Annotated in this window: 18 protein-coding genes; 13 read left to right on the forward strand and 5 right to left on the reverse strand. The window is 50.0% G+C overall.

The window, feature by feature from the left end; genetic code table 11:
• Positions 1-81 precede the first annotated feature (81 nt).
• From H7A81_RS07340 to H7A81_RS07375, 8 genes are all read left to right on the forward strand, one after another.
• Entirely contained in the window at positions 82-1,077 is a 996-nt protein-coding gene (locus H7A81_RS07340; RefSeq protein WP_182057126.1) for a hypothetical protein, read from the forward strand.
• A complete protein-coding gene (locus H7A81_RS07345; RefSeq protein ID WP_182057127.1) occupies positions 1,074-2,189 on the forward strand; it encodes a phage late control D family protein in 1,116 nt (371 codons plus the stop codon). The genes H7A81_RS07340 and H7A81_RS07345 overlap by 4 nt, the downstream gene beginning before the upstream one ends.
• 74 nt (positions 2,190-2,263) lie before the next feature.
• Complete coding sequence (locus H7A81_RS07350) at positions 2,264-2,785, forward strand: baseplate assembly protein (RefSeq protein WP_255478913.1); 522 nt, start codon at positions 2,264-2,266, stop codon at positions 2,783-2,785.
• A gap of 6 nt (positions 2,786-2,791) precedes the next feature.
• Positions 2,792-3,157 carry a phage tail protein gene (locus tag H7A81_RS07355; RefSeq protein WP_182057128.1) on the forward strand — a complete coding sequence of 122 codons (366 nt, stop codon included), beginning with the start codon at positions 2,792-2,794 and terminating at the stop codon, positions 3,155-3,157.
• Positions 3,158-3,169: 12 nt separating this feature from the next.
• Positions 3,170-4,288 carry a baseplate J/gp47 family protein gene (locus H7A81_RS07360; protein WP_182057129.1) on the forward strand — a complete coding sequence of 373 codons (1,119 nt, stop codon included), beginning with the start codon at positions 3,170-3,172 and terminating at the stop codon, positions 4,286-4,288.
• Entirely contained in the window at positions 4,289-4,951 is a 663-nt protein-coding gene (locus tag H7A81_RS07365) for a hypothetical protein (protein WP_182057130.1), read from the forward strand.
• A gap of 59 nt (positions 4,952-5,010) precedes the next feature.
• Complete coding sequence (locus H7A81_RS07370) at positions 5,011-6,414, forward strand: hypothetical protein (RefSeq protein WP_182057131.1); 1,404 nt, start codon at positions 5,011-5,013, stop codon at positions 6,412-6,414.
• 2 nt (positions 6,415-6,416) lie between these two features.
• Positions 6,417-6,842 carry a tail fiber assembly protein gene (locus H7A81_RS07375; protein WP_182057132.1) on the forward strand — a complete coding sequence of 142 codons (426 nt, stop codon included), beginning with the start codon at positions 6,417-6,419 and terminating at the stop codon, positions 6,840-6,842.
• A gap of 130 nt (positions 6,843-6,972) precedes the next feature.
• Here H7A81_RS07375 and H7A81_RS07380 read toward each other — a convergent pair whose 3' ends face one another.
• The 3 genes from H7A81_RS07380 to H7A81_RS07390 form a co-directional block, all read right to left on the reverse strand.
• Positions 6,973-7,671, reverse strand: a complete 699-nt coding sequence (locus H7A81_RS07380) for a hypothetical protein (protein ID WP_182057133.1) — start codon at positions 7,669-7,671, stop codon at positions 6,973-6,975.
• A gap of 592 nt (positions 7,672-8,263) precedes the next feature.
• Positions 8,264-8,845, reverse strand: coding sequence for an Ail/Lom family outer membrane beta-barrel protein (locus H7A81_RS07385; protein WP_182057134.1), 582 nt, complete (start codon positions 8,843-8,845; stop codon positions 8,264-8,266).
• 229 nt (positions 8,846-9,074) lie between these two features.
• On the reverse strand, positions 9,075-9,245 hold the full coding sequence (locus H7A81_RS07390) for a hypothetical protein (protein WP_182057135.1): 171 nt from the start codon (positions 9,243-9,245) through the stop codon (positions 9,075-9,077).
• Between the two features lie 200 nt (positions 9,246-9,445).
• Here H7A81_RS07390 and H7A81_RS07395 point away from each other — a divergent pair, with 200 nt between their 5' ends.
• Both H7A81_RS07395 and H7A81_RS07400 read left to right on the forward strand, forming a co-directional pair.
• Complete coding sequence (locus H7A81_RS07395; protein WP_182057136.1) at positions 9,446-9,685, forward strand: DNA polymerase V; 240 nt, start codon at positions 9,446-9,448, stop codon at positions 9,683-9,685.
• Between the two features lie 405 nt (positions 9,686-10,090).
• Positions 10,091-10,276: a general stress protein gene (locus tag H7A81_RS07400; protein ID WP_182057137.1), complete on the forward strand. Its 186-nt coding sequence runs from the start codon at positions 10,091-10,093 to the stop codon at positions 10,274-10,276.
• Positions 10,277-10,735: 459 nt separating this feature from the next.
• Here H7A81_RS07400 and H7A81_RS07405 read toward each other — a convergent pair whose 3' ends face one another.
• Positions 10,736-11,164 (reverse strand): hypothetical protein, encoded by a 429-nt coding sequence (locus tag H7A81_RS07405; RefSeq protein WP_182057138.1) that lies wholly within the window; start codon positions 11,162-11,164, stop codon positions 10,736-10,738.
• 1,460 nt (positions 11,165-12,624) lie between these two features.
• Between H7A81_RS07405 and umuD the strand changes: the two genes are divergently transcribed.
• The 3 genes from umuD to H7A81_RS07420 are packed head-to-tail and all read left to right on the forward strand — an operon-like array spanning position 12,625 to position 14,605.
• Positions 12,625-13,047: a translesion error-prone DNA polymerase V autoproteolytic subunit gene (umuD, locus tag H7A81_RS07410; RefSeq protein ID WP_058961188.1), complete on the forward strand. Its 423-nt coding sequence runs from the start codon at positions 12,625-12,627 to the stop codon at positions 13,045-13,047.
• A complete protein-coding gene (umuC, locus tag H7A81_RS07415; RefSeq protein WP_182057139.1) occupies positions 13,047-14,309 on the forward strand; it encodes a translesion error-prone DNA polymerase V subunit UmuC in 1,263 nt (420 codons plus the stop codon). Before umuD ends, umuC begins: the two co-directional genes overlap by 1 nt.
• 5 nt (positions 14,310-14,314) lie before the next feature.
• Positions 14,315-14,605 carry a hypothetical protein gene (locus H7A81_RS07420; RefSeq protein ID WP_182057140.1) on the forward strand — a complete coding sequence of 97 codons (291 nt, stop codon included), beginning with the start codon at positions 14,315-14,317 and terminating at the stop codon, positions 14,603-14,605.
• A 446-nt stretch (positions 14,606-15,051) separates the two neighbouring features.
• Here the strand turns inward: H7A81_RS07420 and H7A81_RS07425 are convergent, their stop codons facing one another.
• A complete protein-coding gene (locus H7A81_RS07425; RefSeq protein ID WP_182057141.1) occupies positions 15,052-15,444 on the reverse strand; it encodes a YgiW/YdeI family stress tolerance OB fold protein in 393 nt (130 codons plus the stop codon).
• Positions 15,445-15,824 lie beyond the last annotated feature (380 nt).

Below are 15,824 nucleotides of genomic sequence, written 5' to 3' on the forward strand. Positions count from 1 at the left end.
CACATTAAACAGGTATTTCCCAGCGTAGCCTGGATAACGCTAGCTTGCTGCCGTATGGGGCGGACACAGGTAAAAAGCCACATGTCATTTCTTAATTCTTTGATGCACTTTGCACAAGGTATCGATCCGACCGTCACCCGACTGATGCTGGGTGAGTTTGAGTTCATAGAATTCGAAGTCCCCGAACGTGTGGCGATTACCGGCAGACAGAAAACGGTGCCGCACCAGATGATCGGCGGTCAGCGCGTCCTCGATGTCCTGGGAACGGAATATGATCCGCTGAGCTGGTCCGGTGTGATTACAGGTGCTCATGCAGGTGAACGCGTCAGTGCCCTTGAGCGTATGCGTGATGAGGGGAGGCCGCTGGTGTTGCTGCTGGACACTTACCGGTTCACCGTGGTCATTACAGCTTTTAACCCCGTCTATGAATTTGTCTGGCGCCGCCCCTATAGCCTTGAAGTGGCAATCGTCAGCAATGATGGTTCACCGCAGAAAACAGATGCGTTATCAGGTGCGCTGCAGCGACTGATCGACAGCGATATTGGTCGTGCGCTGGGGCTGGCCAGCGTCATTGATGTGGAAGCCGTGGCGGATGCGGTGAAAACACTTCACGACGCGGTGAAACAGGTCTCAGATTTCGCTCACGCCACGGTCGATCAGATTCAGACCGTCATCCGGCCACTCATTGCTGCACGCAATATTATTCAGCATGAACTGGCTTTGCTGGAGGCCGCTGCAGGCGAGATCACCTCACTGGGTGGGCTCATACCGGGAAACCCGATTGATCGAACGGTCAGGAACCTGCTGGCGCAGCTGGACCACGCCACGCGCATTCCGGCGCTGTACCGGTTGCAGGATGTGCTCGGCCGGCTCGATAAAAACGTGAATGCCGGCCAGACCGCGGAGGGAATAAAAACTATCACGCTCTCGGGTGGCAATCTGTATCAGGTTGCAGCAGAAGAATACGGCGATGCCACTCTCTGGCCAGACATTGCAGCCGTTAACGGACTGGATGACCCCCAGCTCACGGGTATTCAGACACTCACAGTTCCTCTTAAACCTGCAAATAAGCCATGATCAACCTCTCTCTTTCAAGCCCGCCAGCGGTTCGCCAGATTTCCGGCCGCTGCGTCCTGAATGGCCATCAGGTTCCGTTCGTGTCCTTCAGTGTGGAGGACACGGCCTACCGGGGTGCATCCGTTTTTGACCTGACGCTGGCCATTTCAGCGCTACCGGCAGAGATGTCGCTGCTGAGCTGGTGGGCAAAGCAAAAAGTCATCCGGACGGAGCTGACCGTGTGCGTAGGTGAAGCATCGGGTACCCGGGAGCGGAAACTGATTACGGGTGAAATTGATCAGTGGCATTACACCCCCGGACGCTTCGAAATCACGGCGGAAGGGCGAGACCTGACAGCTCGGCTCATCGATGCCAAAGTGACGGGAGAAAGCTTCCGTAACATGACCTGTTCGGAGATTGCCACGCAGATTGCGACACGTCGGGGGCTGATACCCAGAGTGACGCCAACCCGGCACCGGTACGGGGAGTTTTATCAGATCGATACGGCGCACCTGACCGGAGAACAGACCGAATGGGACATCCTGACGTCACTGGCCGGATTCGAAAACTTCATTGTCCGGATTGAAGGTGAGGAGCTTTATTTCGGTCCGGCTGAACAGGCTCAGAGTGGTGAGGATTATGTTATCCGCTGGCAGCCGCCAGGAGCACTGGCATATCCACGCTGCAATATGTCTGACGACCTGACCTTTTCGCGCGCGCTGACCATCTCTGGTGGCGTCACGGTGGAGGTGCTCAGCTGGAATGCTAAACGCAAAAACAGGCAATTTATGGTCACCTATCCGCAAAAGTCGCATCACCCTTCACCCGGAGGGGCCGTCACAAAAGGGAAAGTCTGGCGGGTTATCCGTAACGGACTGACACCTGAAACAGCACAGACGCTGGCGCGCAGTCTTTATCAGCAGATTATCCAGCATGAGATGAAGTTCACCGGGTCGGTAGCCGGCGATACGGTTCTTACTCCCCACACACGGGTTCGGATTGAGGGGACCAACAGCCCGTTCGATCAGCATTACCACTGCGACCGGGTGCGCCGGACGGTCAGTTGCGATACCGGCTACATCATGACACTTTCAGGACGTAATCACAGTCCGGCGTTAGAGGTCATGCCGTGAGGGCGCTGTTGCAGGTGATGGCTGCCACGGCGCAGTAGTCAGTTGCCGGAACCAGTCAGGCCCGGCAGGGGATCATTACCAGTTATGACCCGGCGAGTTATGCCGTGAAAGTCCAGCTGCAGCCCACCAGCGAAGAAACAGGGTGGATACCGCTGAGTTCGCCCTGGGTAGGCAACGGCTGGGGATTTGCCGCCGGGCCGATGATAGGCGCGGTGGCAGAAATTGATTTTGACGGAGGCCTGCCTGGCGCGGGTATGGTTACCGGACAGTTTTATAATGATGAAGACCGTTGTCCGGGCCCTCCATCCGGTGAGTTCTGGCTTGTCCATAAGAAAGGCGGGTTGCTCAAATTCCTGAACAGCGGGGAAGTGATCCTGAGCGCCCCGGAAAAGCTTATCTTTGACGCCCCATTGCATCACTTCACCGGGGGCGATGTGCTGATGGACCAAAACCTTAAGGTCAAAAAGAACATTTTTGACTGGAATGGCCAATTCGGTGCTATCGCAAAGATCCGTATCGTCTATGACGGGCATCGTCACATTGGCCATGGTAGCGGTGCTCTGTCAGAAGCACCGGATACACTCATGAGGAAGTAACCTTTCATGTATGACATCTGGCACTACGTCGGCGGTGACCTGAAAAGCTCATCCACGGGTGACCTGGGACAGGCGTCTGGTCCGGAAAGGGGCAAACAGCGCATTTTGCGTCGCCTGATGACCAACCCGGGTGACTATCTCTTTCATCCTGATTATGGCGCAGGGCTGGGGAGCAAAGTCGGTGCGGGACTGAATCTGGCCGAACTCAAAACGCTTATTTCCGGACAGATGTTACTGGAGGCGTGTGTCGCCCCGGTTCCGCCTCCGGTCGTGTCTCTTACGCTGGTTGAGCAGGGCGTAAGTGTTCAGATTCGCTATCACGATTCTGTCAGCGGCACCGCGCAGTCACTTTTGTTTGATCTCACCCGATAAATCACCTTCCTGATGAATATTAAATCCTTCCGTGACCTGGTCGGTGACCAGGTGATTGCGCTGCAGTCGCGTGCCCGCGGCCTGGTGGATGTATCAATCGGCAGCATCCTGCGATCGCTCGCTGAGTCCAATGCGGGTGTGGTCATGTGGCTGCAGCAACTTATTGTGAAACTGCTGGTCACCACGCGCGCGTCCACCTGCTCAGGTGAAGACCTCGACAGCTGGATGGCCGACTTTGGTTTCTACCGTGAGGCTGCGACAGCCGCTGTGGGCCAGGTCGTCTTCGGCAGATTTACTGCATCCGTTCAGGCAGTCATTACCATTGGCACCGAGGTGAAAACCCGCGACGGCTCTCAGCTATATTCCGTGGTGCCTGATACCGGGAATGCAGCATTTAATAATGAACTGAATGGTTATGTCATGAATCCTGGCGTTTCCACTTTGCTGGTGCCGGTCAGAGCGATACGTGCTGGTTCACCTGGCAACGCCCTTGCAGGGATGGTCACTGTCATTACAGGGGCGATTCCGTTCGTGGACACGGTGAACAATACCTCCCCGATGACCGGAGGCAATGATGCCGAAAGCGATCCTGACTTCCGGGCGCGCTTCGTTCGCTGGATCGCTTCCCTGGCACGTGGCACCAGAGCCGCCCTGGAATATGCAATCAGTACCGTACCGGGTTGCCGTTCCTGGACGCTGACGGAAAATCAGACCCTCGAAGGTCTGCATAAGCCTGGATATTTTTTTGCTGTGGTGGATAACGGCAGCGATCCGCCGTCCCGACAATTTATCGAACAGGTCATTCTGGCCATAGAAGGTTATAGGGCTTTCACCATCGTCTATGGGGTCTTCCCGCCCATAATCCACAGCATCAGTGTTACTGCAGCGATAAGCATCTCAGACGGTGCTGTAAAACAGGCCGTGATCGCATTGATTGAAGCTGCACTGCGGCAATACTTCGCGGCACTGCGGATTGGTCAGTCGCTTTCTTACACTCAGCTCATCAGAGTGACCTATGCGGCAAGTCCGGAAGTCACCAATGTGACACTGATGCAGGTTGGTGGAGGTAAAGCGGATGTGAATGTCAGTTTGATTCAGCTGATCAAACTTGGCGACCTCAGGGTGGAATGAATGGCGACTGGTGATAACGAAGACATGAAGGCAAGGTTGCTAAGACTGTTGCCGCCCGGCTGGTTTAGCGAAGATAGCCCTTTTCTTAACGCAGCTTTTGAACTGTGCGCGGCAGGACTCTCATGGTGTTATGCACTGTATGGGTATGCCCGGAAACAAACGCGCCTGCTGACTGCAAGCGATGGCTGGCTCGACCTCATAGCTCATGATTATTTTGGCCGCAGACTACGGCGCTGGGCTGGAGAAGAAGACGACGTCTACCGATTTCGCATTCAGAACCGCCTGTTCCGGGAAAGCGGTACACGCAAGTCCATTGAGGATGTTGTGATGGGGCTGACTGGCCATGCGCCTGATGTATTTGAGCCTCAGCGACCACTTGATACCGGTGGCTACAACATGCCGGTAAATGGTTACGGGCGTGCTGGCAGGTACGGCTCTGTCATGCATCCCTGCCAGGCGTTCATCAGGGTGACAATGCCCCCACTGGAAATTCACGCGTCGATCGCTGGCTATAAGGCTTCACCATCAGGTTACAGCGTTAAAGCCCGGGGTGCTTACATGCAGGCCAGTACGGTTAACCGGGGACCAGAGGATGCCAGCATGTTCAGTGCCATTGCCGACGCAAAGTCAGAAGGCACCATCATCTGGGTCAGACTGCATTAAATCCCTCTGCATATTTCAACACCATCCATCTTAGAACCTCAATCTCTTCCGGAGTATCAATGGATCGCAAAATTGTTTATCCAGGGCAAATCCCTTTGGAGACAGACCTGTTGCTGACGAACAAATTCGCCATGATCGGCATTGCCAGACTGGCTGAGGCCATACTGGGCAGCAGTACTTTTTTATACGGACTAGAGTGCCAGCCGTGTCGCCACAAATCGCTTAGCGTACATATTTCTGAAGGTCAGATTTATTCACTCGAAGACATCGATCGCACATCGTTCTCAACGCTTGGTGCTGATACAGATTCGAAAATACTCAAACAGGGTTTTGCCAAAGCTCAGGACATAGAGCTGGCACCACCAAAAGCTCCTGGCCATAGCATCTGTTATCTGCTGCAGGTTAAGTATTTTGATGAAGATACCGGGGAGATGGTACTGCCGTATTATAACGCGGCTAATCCCGCAGCCGGCTACAGTGGCCCTGGCAACAGTGGTAAAGCACAACGGACCGTGAGGGCGGGACGATGCATTATGGATCTTAAGCCTGGAGGCTCAGCACCGACAGGCACACAGAAAATGCCAGATGCGGATGCTGATTATTACCCTGCATGGATCATCACTGTTAAACACGGAGCCACTAGCCTGTCTGAACGTGATATATCCATGCATCCAGGCGCGCCTTTTATGCCGAAGGACGGTCTGATAACTGCGCTTCAGCATGCTCACTTCACGATCGGGACAGACCGGGGGAGTGCAAACACCTACGCAGTAACTTTCCAGCCGGCGATAAAATCGCTAAAAGATGGCATGCGACTCTATTTCCGCGCCACTAACGCAAACACTGAATCTTGCTCATTAACGGTTGATCGTCATCCCTCTCACGCCATTGTCACGTCCGAAGGTCAGACACTTCAGGCAGGAAGCATAATCAAAGGCAGCATCGTTGAGGTCATATGGAATGAGAGCCAGTCATCATGGGTTATTGACCAGGCGGGTTGTTCTGGAGGAGAACTGAGGAAAAATTTCCTCTCGTTAAAGGGCGGAGTAATTGATGGCAAACTCGCGATTACTGAAGAATTAACCGTTGGTAATTGCAAACTCTGCAGCGACGGAAATATCGAAGGTGAACGCTGGAGGAAAAAAGGAACGGAAAAAAATGATTTGTTTTCTTGGGTAAAAGGTCAGGCAAAAATATCCGGAAATGAAAGTGCGTGGATTTATTATGAAAAAAACTCAGGGTTGATCATTCAGGGCGGTTTGGCCGAGAGAAATAATCAGGAGACCATCGTAAAATTTCCCGTGAAATTCCCTATGTGTTGTCTGTCAGTCCAGATTGCTTTTCACGGTGATTCTCCTAAAAGCTCCTGGAACGGCATCATAAGTTACGTGACCGCAAGGCAATTTAAAATATTACTGGGTAATGATGAGAAAAAGTTTTACTGGCATGCGATAGGATTTTAGTCATGGGCATAGGATTCAGTGCAAAAGAAAATGTGTTTTTTATTTTAGACTTACAGGAACGCTATGAGGCTAATGGTAGCTGGGCAAAAGATGTAACTCCCGTGACGAATGACATCTGGGAAACATACTCAGGCTGCCCTCCTGCAGGCAAAAAAAGGGCTGTAGATAACAATGGCCTGCCGGTGTGGGAAAATTTACCAATGATGTGCGCGGCCGAACAATGTACTTATGATCTCAGCGAAAAGGAAAAACGACTCAGAAACGCGGAGCAGGAGATTTTTCGACTGAGTATTATCAAAGATCTGGGCAAGCTAAACAGTGCCGAGGAAATCAGGCTCAGGTTGTGGAAAGAGCATTTTGAGAAGATTTACAGAACAGACCCCAGTCTTGGTAAAGTGAAGAGTTGGCCTTCAGCACCAGAAATCTGAAAACAGATCATTCAGGATGCCAGATGACATCCTGTAATAAAAAATCCGCTAATGCAGACTAATTTGTGACACGGCGTTGAGATGGCCACTGAACAGTTTCATCGTTATGAAAGAACGATCCTGAAGAAAATCATTCATGCCCGGCGGATGACCGGCATGACGATCTGTCGACAAGAAATTCATTGTACTCATCAATGTCATCGCTTTTGTAGCCAAGAATCTTGCCGATACGTGTGTTGGCATCAAAATCCAGCGCAGACTTACTGCTTTTAATTTCAAAAAACAAATTTTCCGCCTCTTTCTCTTTTCCCTCTACATAATAGATAACACCCAGTCCGCAAGGGGTATCCCGTTGGCGTAAACTCAGGCCAAGAGGATTAGAATAAAATTCACTGGGAATTGAATGTAAGAAATAAGCCACCTTTTTTTGTTTTGTATACATCAGTAGATATTCGAGACCTGCATGAGGGTCAAGGCCTCCCTGGTTAGGAATTTTGCCTTTAAACGCTTCAAGAACACTCACCTCCTGTGAATCTGATGGTTTCGGCAGTGCGGAGCCCAATCCCCGGCACCTGCGCTGTGCTTCAACAAGCAGAGTTATAGCAAGATAAAGCTGGTAAGCATCATGCAATGCCTCAGGTTTATAAAATATCCCACCTCCACAGCCCTCCAGCGTAATCAACTGCATCTTTAAATTAAGTGGGTTTTTAATGAACGTCACCGGAAGATTGCCGGGAAAATAGACAAGGCGACCATCTTTACCTGACATCCTTTTGTAAAAATAATCTTTGTTTTTAGCTTCATCAATAAGTGAATTTGAGTGTGACATGCAAATTATCCTTTAGCGATATGAAAAGGGTTTCGTGTATTTCTGCGTAGCGTCTTTACCAGATGGTTACTGCCATGGATTTTTACGACGTAAAACACCCAGTATGAGATAGTTCATGATGATGTTTATCATAATGCCAGCATAAATAATGTAATGATGAGTTCCTCCCAGAGTTTTATAAATTTTAATAGTGACATCAAGACACGTATAAAATGTGGCTGCAAATACCCAGCCGAGTACAAAACTCCTCATGCTTCCTCCTGTATATTGACGATGCTAATAAGCGACAATTGTTATCAGGCTGAGGTGAAGTGAGCGGTGGTGTGCATCTTCGGGCCCGGTCTGGTTAACAGTACAGGCTCAAATTAAAGCAATCTGCGTGATGTTATTTCAGCGCTTTGTATAAAAAGTATGTCAGGATGTATTATTTCCGTTAATACATACCTTTTGCTTTGTCTCACCTATGAAACCCTTTCTTTCCTTTCATCATTTACAGGTAAGTGTTTCGAGAAATGAAGAAGAGAATGTCATGTTGAGTTCTGTGGCTTTTATTAAACAAAGCCCATCCGTGATGGGCTGTTTAGGCTAATGGTTAAAATCGATAGCCGACATCAATCATGAATGCGTTGAGAGGATGTTTTTTACCGTTGAAAGCAGCTGCGGATCCTTCGTAACCTACTTTTAGCAGGAGATTTTTAGTTACATTTGCCATGACACCTGCACTCCAGGCAAACGCATTAGATGAGGTCGTTGAATCGACGGTTACATTCTCAATTAACTTAACCCGTGTGTGCGAAATACCTGCCAGCGCATACAGGCTGACAACATCATTAACCCGGGTGGTGGGGCCGATCATGGCAGAGTAGTATTCCGCATTTCTTTTGGGCGGCTTCGTTTCTCCTGATTTAGGCGTACTGCTGTTTCTGTCATGAAAATCCCAGTCATTCTTCATGGCCGTCAGTGAACCCATTAAACCAACAGGGTAATCTGTTTCCAGATGAAAACTAAAATTAGGTCCGCGTAAAGTACCAAAGTCTTTTAACTTACCTTGCTCATATCCAAGAAACAGACTTGGCCTGAGCAAATCTTCAGGATGGTTAATATCTTTGGCAAACCCTGCAGAACTGAGAGTCAGTAATGCCAGCGTGAAAGTGAGCCTTCTGGTTAATGACATAAATTTTCCCGGTGTTAAATGATTTAAAATTGCATATTCAGGGATCAATCTCCTGAACCGGGGGATAATTTAGAATGAGAGCGATTCAGTTAACCGACTTTATTAACTGAAAATCAGGCCAGGGGGAGGAGTGCTGCTTGCTGGCAATAATGAGACGTATAGATTAAATCAAACCGAAAGGCAATTAGATCGCAGGAAAGCTAAAACCCGGCTCAATAGCCGGGATAGATCACGATTGTGGCTGTCCGACCGGACCCTGACCCTGTGGACCTCCGGGTACGGATTGCTGGCTAGGAGCATGAGGACGACCATCCGGGCCTACTGCAGGGCCGGGTTCCTGACAGCCTGCCAGCGTCATCAGACTCGCAATGATAAACATCCCACCTAAAAAGCTCTTCATAGCATCCCCTCAAGAATTCAGGCAACCCAACGTTGCTTACCAAGCCTGGTCATATCTTCGGGCATATGAAAGCGAAGCCGTAAAACTAAATACGCTTTAATGCCAATGAGTTCTGACAAAACGCCCTTAATGCACTTGCTCACTCTCAGAGTCTGCAATTACTGTATGTATATACAGTTTAATTTTGAGAGGGCACAGATATGCCCCGTGACTATGAAATCATGATTGCCTTCAGGCAGGCGGTTAAACGCGATGGTGCGGGCCGTTACACCATTAGCACACTCGATTTTGTGAAAGAACTCGATCGTCTGAACTGGCGCTACTCGTTACGTGCGGCTAACAAGTGGATTGAGATGCACACAACGACGTTCCGGGACATCACGACAAGTGAGGGGGAGGAACGCATGTTTCAGGTCTTTAATCCGAACGGAAGAAATTGACCAACGTGTGCCACGCTCAATTGGTACTCCACCTGGCAGGCAATTGATTATGAGTTATTCAATGGGACTAAATAATGAACAGCGAGACATTAGTTTCCCTATCTTGCTGAAATAAATGAAAAATACAGATCAATATAATTACAAAATTAAAAACCGTGATGCATGTCACAAAAAATCAAATCCAACGATTTTGTACAACTTGTTTTGATTTTGTACAACTTCGAAAATTTCCCTTTTAAAAGCAATCGAATATAAGCGTAACGGGTAACTTATTGTTTTAAAACAGAAACAAGCGAAGCGGTAAACATGCATTTTAAATGTGGTTTTATCGTAAATTTCAGCCATATTATTTCTTGCTGGGAACGTTAGCACGCTAAATATTCGACTGATAAATAAGGGGGAGACATGCCATCAAGAAGAGGTGGAACCGGTAATTTTGCTGAGGATGCAGACCGCGCGCGTGAGGCCGGACGTAAAGGAGGAAGCGCAAGCGGGGGGAATTTCAAAAATTGTCCTGATCGCGCTGTTGAAGCCGGCCGCAAGGGCGGACAAATCAGCCGCAGGCGCAAAGCGGCAACTGAGGAAAGTTAATTAGCCACACAGCCGGCCGGGTTGAGTTATACCGGCCTTGCTCTGATATACAGAAACAGGGGCACGTTATATGTTCTCCCCCACCCTAGCATTCAGACAATTAGCCGGGCAGGTTGATACGTTCCCGAGCAGAAGAGGCGGAACATATCACTGTGCAGATCCTTTTGCCACCCATGGCACACCTCAAAGTACTTGCGTAAATCTCTATAAAATTCTCTGTGTAGAGGATGACATGGTAAAAGCAACGGATTCACCAGAGGTCAGACACAAAAAGCGTTCAGGTAACCGACCTGTAAGATAAGTTGGTGGATGCCTGATTATTAAGCGGCTCAGATAACAATTCTGTTGAGTAACACCCAGACGTCCTGTCCTTTTAGGTCCTTTTGGCGCATGCTTTAATCTCTTTCCCGGTGCTATGCTTGGGCCATTCTCCCTCTGACAAGGGGCAAATATGAAATCTCAAAGGTCAAAGACCTGTCGCGCACCGAATTGCGCGGTGACAGACACTTCTGATCTGATGTCGCTTTCCGTCACCTCAATCTTCCCGTGCTCCCTTCGTGAATCATTCATCGATTCGCAGATGAAGCCTAATGTCTGTTTTTTCTGAGACTGGACGAACGCCAATTTCGTGGGGGTGAGCAAATGGAACAGGGTTTTTACTGGGTCCAGAAGGGCGAGACTCAACCTGAAGTCTGGTACTTCGCCGATGGTGAAGGGGGAGGATGGTTCAAGCCAAGCCGAAGTCTGCCCGTTCACCCTGATGATTTTGTCGAGCAGGGGTTCAATGTCATCAGCGATCGCCTCGAACCTCCGGCAGAGTGATGACATCACCTGTACGACATACCTCCCCCTGGCAGAGGAAGTCGTATGGAAACGAGGCATTGCCATTAAAAAAAGCCTGCACAGGACGGCCTACAAGCGGTAGCGATGAACGTATTTTTCCTGTAAACGCAACCCGAGTGCTTTAACCTGTTTCAGGTTCTGCTTTCGGCTACATGAAACAAGTCGCAGGTATTGAGGAAAAGCGGACCGGGATGCACCAAATAACTTTCAGGTATGGCTGTTGGGGGGATGAGGAATCTCTCAAGGTGTTCAATCCCAACGGGTGCTTAGAAATCATCCTGATCACTCTCGGTAGGGGTTCATCGCCAGCAAAAAAAAGCATGAACCAGACGTGAGTCCGGTTCATGCAGAGTGCTGACTACTCAGTTTTCTTTTTATTTGCCCGCTCTGATGCGTCGAGTCACCAGGGCGTGGGTCCCCACTGGGTTTGTACCAGAAACACAATCACCAGAACCAGTAAAGTGGTGACGGCCGGTATGATCAGGTATCGCATGTTCAATCTCCTGTCTGTCTGACCACGAGAATTTGAAACGATGAAAAACCCGCCCTTATTCATCACCGACCGTTCAATGGTATAGGCGGTTTAGCGATGGATACTTACGTCGTGTTATTGCCTGCAAAGCGCCGGGCTAAGCGCTTTAAAACCCGTTCAGATACTTCGGTAAACCTATCGCTAACACCGCAATGGCCACAATATTCAGTACAATAACGAATCTTGGTGAAACATCCATAAGTCACCTCAGGTAAACGAGCGGCATCCATCAAGACACGAGGTCGGGCTGCTGGCCAGTTGAACATCGCTGAAATCACCGACACTGCCGTGCTGATAATTCACTTGTTAGGCACGCAGCGTGTATCCCAGCGTTACCGCACAGGCATTTTGCTCATTAAGCGTAGTTCAGGTCTTCACAGACCAAAAGCGTAGCCGTATAGCGAAGTCAGGTTTTTTTTACAGGGTGCGGAAATTGACGGGCAGCCCCACAGCTAAACGCCACTCAAACGAGCTGCCGGTTTTCAACCGCGCGGTGCAGGTGAGAGGTTAAGCTAAAAAAAGCCCGCTCAGGGCGGGCAAAAAGCAGTGGCTAAGGAATGTCTCTCTCGTATGAAACGCATCCTGTGTGCTGTGCTGCCAGTCAACGACTGACCCACATAACTTAGACCATTAATTAATGAATGGTAGGATGTGTTAACAAAAGCGATAAAATTCCAGTAATTTCCAATAAGTTATTTGAATTAACGATTTATAAACGAAATTTCAGAGATTTAACCGAAGCGGCAAGAGATTGCTGCTAATTATCTCTGGTTTATGTCGGCCTGAATAATGCTCAAATTTAAAACTCCTGTGCTTATGGCAACCGGCCCGGTCAAACTGAAATGCCATGCCCACCTCAGATTAAATCCCCTTTGCCAACAACGCGTTTGGAAAAAGACTTCATGCCCGACTTGATCGATTGTGCTGTTTACGATTACTGTTTATATATACAGTATTTGTCGGGGCTATCATCATGGAGTTTTTCAGACCTGCGGAAATCCGCGCCATTCTTGAGTTACCGCTTTTCATTGCCAGAGTTCCGTGTGGCTTTCCTTCGCCGGCTCAGGACTATGTCGAACAGCGGCTGGACCTTAATAATCTGCTGGTCAGCCATCCCAGCTCAACCTACTTCATCCGGGTCAGCGGAGATTCGATGATTGAAGGCGGCATCAACGATGGCGACATGCTGGTGGTGGACAGCTCCGTCACTGCTGAGCATGGGGATATCATCGTGGCCGCCATCTCCGGCGAGTTTACGGTCAAGCAGCTGATGACAAGACCTTTCCTGCACCTGAAACCGATGAACGCTGCGCACGCCATTATCCCGATCCCCGATGCCGATCAGTTTGAAATCTTCGGCGTGGTCCGGCACTCCATTAAGACGATGGGCCGTTAATGTTTGCCCTGGTGGATGTGAACTCGTTTTACGCCAGTTGCGAGACAGTGTTCAGGCCTGATCTGCGTGGTAAGCCAGTAGTGGTGCTGTCAAACAACGATGGCTGTGTCATCGCACGATCGGCAGAAGCGAAAGCCCTGCAGCTGCCAATGGGGGCACCGTATTTCAAGCTCAAAGACGAGTTCAAGCGTCATAAGGTCCACGTATTCAGTTCCAATTACGCCTTGTACGCCGACATGAGTAACAGGGTGATGACCACGCTTGAGGATATGGCTCCCGCCGTTGAGATTTACTCGATCGACGAAGCCTTTATGAACCTGACGGGCGTGCGCAATTGTCGTGTGCTGGAAGAGTACGGGCGGGAAATTCGCGCGCGCGTGAAGCGCGATACGCACCTGACGGTCGGCGTCGGTATCGCACCGACCAAGACACTGGCCAAGCTGGCCAATCATGCCGCAAAAAAATGGACGAAGACCGGTGGCGTGCTGGATTTATCGAACGTCGATCGCCAGCGCAGGTTGATGGAGCTGGTGAAGGTTGAAGATGTCTGGGGTGTTGGCCGGCGCATCAGCAAAAAGCTCAATGCGATGGGCATCATCACCGCGAAAGACCTCTCAGAGCAGAGCACGTACATCATCCGCAAACATTTTAACGTGGTGCTGGAACGAACGGTACGGGAACTGCGCGGCGAACCCTGTCTCGAACTGGAGGAGTTCGCACCCACGAAACAACAGATTGTCTGCTCCCGTTCGTTCGGTTCCCGCATAACGGACTATCAGGATATGCGCCAGGCGGTGTGTGCCTATGCCGAGCGTGCGGCCGAAAAGCTCAGAAGTGAACGGCAGTACTGCCGGCAGATTGCTGTGTTTGTAAGAACCAGTCCTCACGCCGTGGGGGAGACGTTTTACGGTAATCAGGCTATGGGGACGCTGATGACCCCTTCCAACGACACGCGGGACATTATCCGGGTGGCCATGGAGTCACTGGATCGTATCTGGCTGGATGGATGCCGCTTTATGAAAGCCGGTGTGATGCTGGGGGATTTTTACAGTCAGGGCGTTTCGCAGCTCAATCTCTTTGACGAATTTAAGCCACAGGCCAACAGTGAAGCGCTGATGCGCGTTGTGGACGGCCTTAACCAGAGCGGGAAGGGGAAGTTATGGTTTGCTGGACAGGGGATGCAGAAAACATGGGCCATGAAGCGGGAAATGCTGTCACCAGCTTATACCACCCGTTTTTCGGACCTGCCCGTTGCGAGGTGACGTTTTTGCTGAGTCCGCTTCAGCAGTTGCTGCCGACGAGCGACACCTGCTATCTAGTCGAGTTAAGAGGGCGATGCTGCATTGTGGATGAACTCAGGCGGCCGGGTAACGGCAGCACCGTGCTTCTGAAGGTGGCGGGGATACTGGAATGGGGTGTGACGATGTTTCACCCCAACCGGATCCTGACGGAAGACGGACTGCTTTTAGAGGATGATTTGCTTGAGGATGTGACCGTTGTGGGGCTGGTGACGCATGAAGTGAGCGCTTTGAACGTGTCGGATTCTTCACCCGTTTGAACTTCATCGGGCAAAAAAAAGCCCGCATCGGCGGGCGAAATTCGTTACATGGGATAATCTCCATATAAGTTATGACGTTAGGGAAATTTGAAAGTTCATATTTTCCGACTAACTTTGTACTTAAACCAAACCGGCGTTTCCTTTACTTGATATGAAAGATATAAATTCACACCGAGCAGGAATGATTGGATGTGCCATCGGATCGGCTGTTGTCGAACTGGCGGCAAAAGGTGTACCGCTTAGCAGAGTGAGTATCATTATTGAACTTGAACGCATCGCTGCGGGGTCATCAGATCTGCAGGTAAAGGCGTTTGCGTTAGATGCCGCAAAGTTGCTAAGGGCGGGCGGCGATGAAGTTAACGCTTAGCCTGTGTCTTTTGAAGCCGTAATGAAATGAAAGCATTCTGGCCTCTGCAGAAACTATAGCGGAGGCCTTGAACTGACTATTATGGTTCGTCGATACGGGTAACTTTGAGATGCGCGTTTTCGCCCTTACCGTAGACTTTCCCGCTCACGCGTATTTTGTCTTCTGCACTGTACGTTTTGCCTTTGAAAGTGCTGGCCGGAGCATCGATGTTGACCGTGCCTGAGCTGTCACGGAACTGATATGTGTCGCCTTTGATCTTTTTGACGATATAGCCCTCAAGAGTGACATAGCCCCCCTGACGAAAATCTTTGATCAGCGTAACCGGCGTCTCTGCCGTATCTTCCGACCCCTTATACCCGGCATCTTCCTTACTCTGAGGAGGGGGCGTCTTACCTGCTTCATATCCACCCGTTTCGGCATACGCACCGACGCTCAGAGGTAACATCACTGCAATCCAGGCAACTTTATTCATTTTACTCTCCATTGATGAGGCATTCGAACTAAGCCTGGCACAGTCTGGGAAAAGTAACCGGAAGGGCAGGAATTATCGAGTGCTTAATGACCAATGTGAGGCGTTTTTGAGCATGTTGAATGGTGTTATTTCCCCAAAACACTTCCTAACATACTGATATTTATTGCTATTCGATGATGCCCGATTGTCGGGAAATACTTTGCTGAAATCAAGCTAACTGACTGATTAAATTAAGTTAGTTCCACATTTTCCAGTTATGCCGGACGAACAGGTGGCAGCCGTGGCAACCTACCTGCGGAACAGCTGGGGAAATGCGGCAAAACCGGTTCGTGCGGATGAGGTGGCAGACAAGCGAGCCCTGCTGCGCCTGCCTCCGCAGA

Origin of the sequence: Pantoea sp. ME81, assembly GCF_903970985.1 — a bacterium.
Lineage (GTDB): Bacteria > Pseudomonadota > Gammaproteobacteria > Enterobacterales > Enterobacteriaceae > Pantoea > Pantoea communis.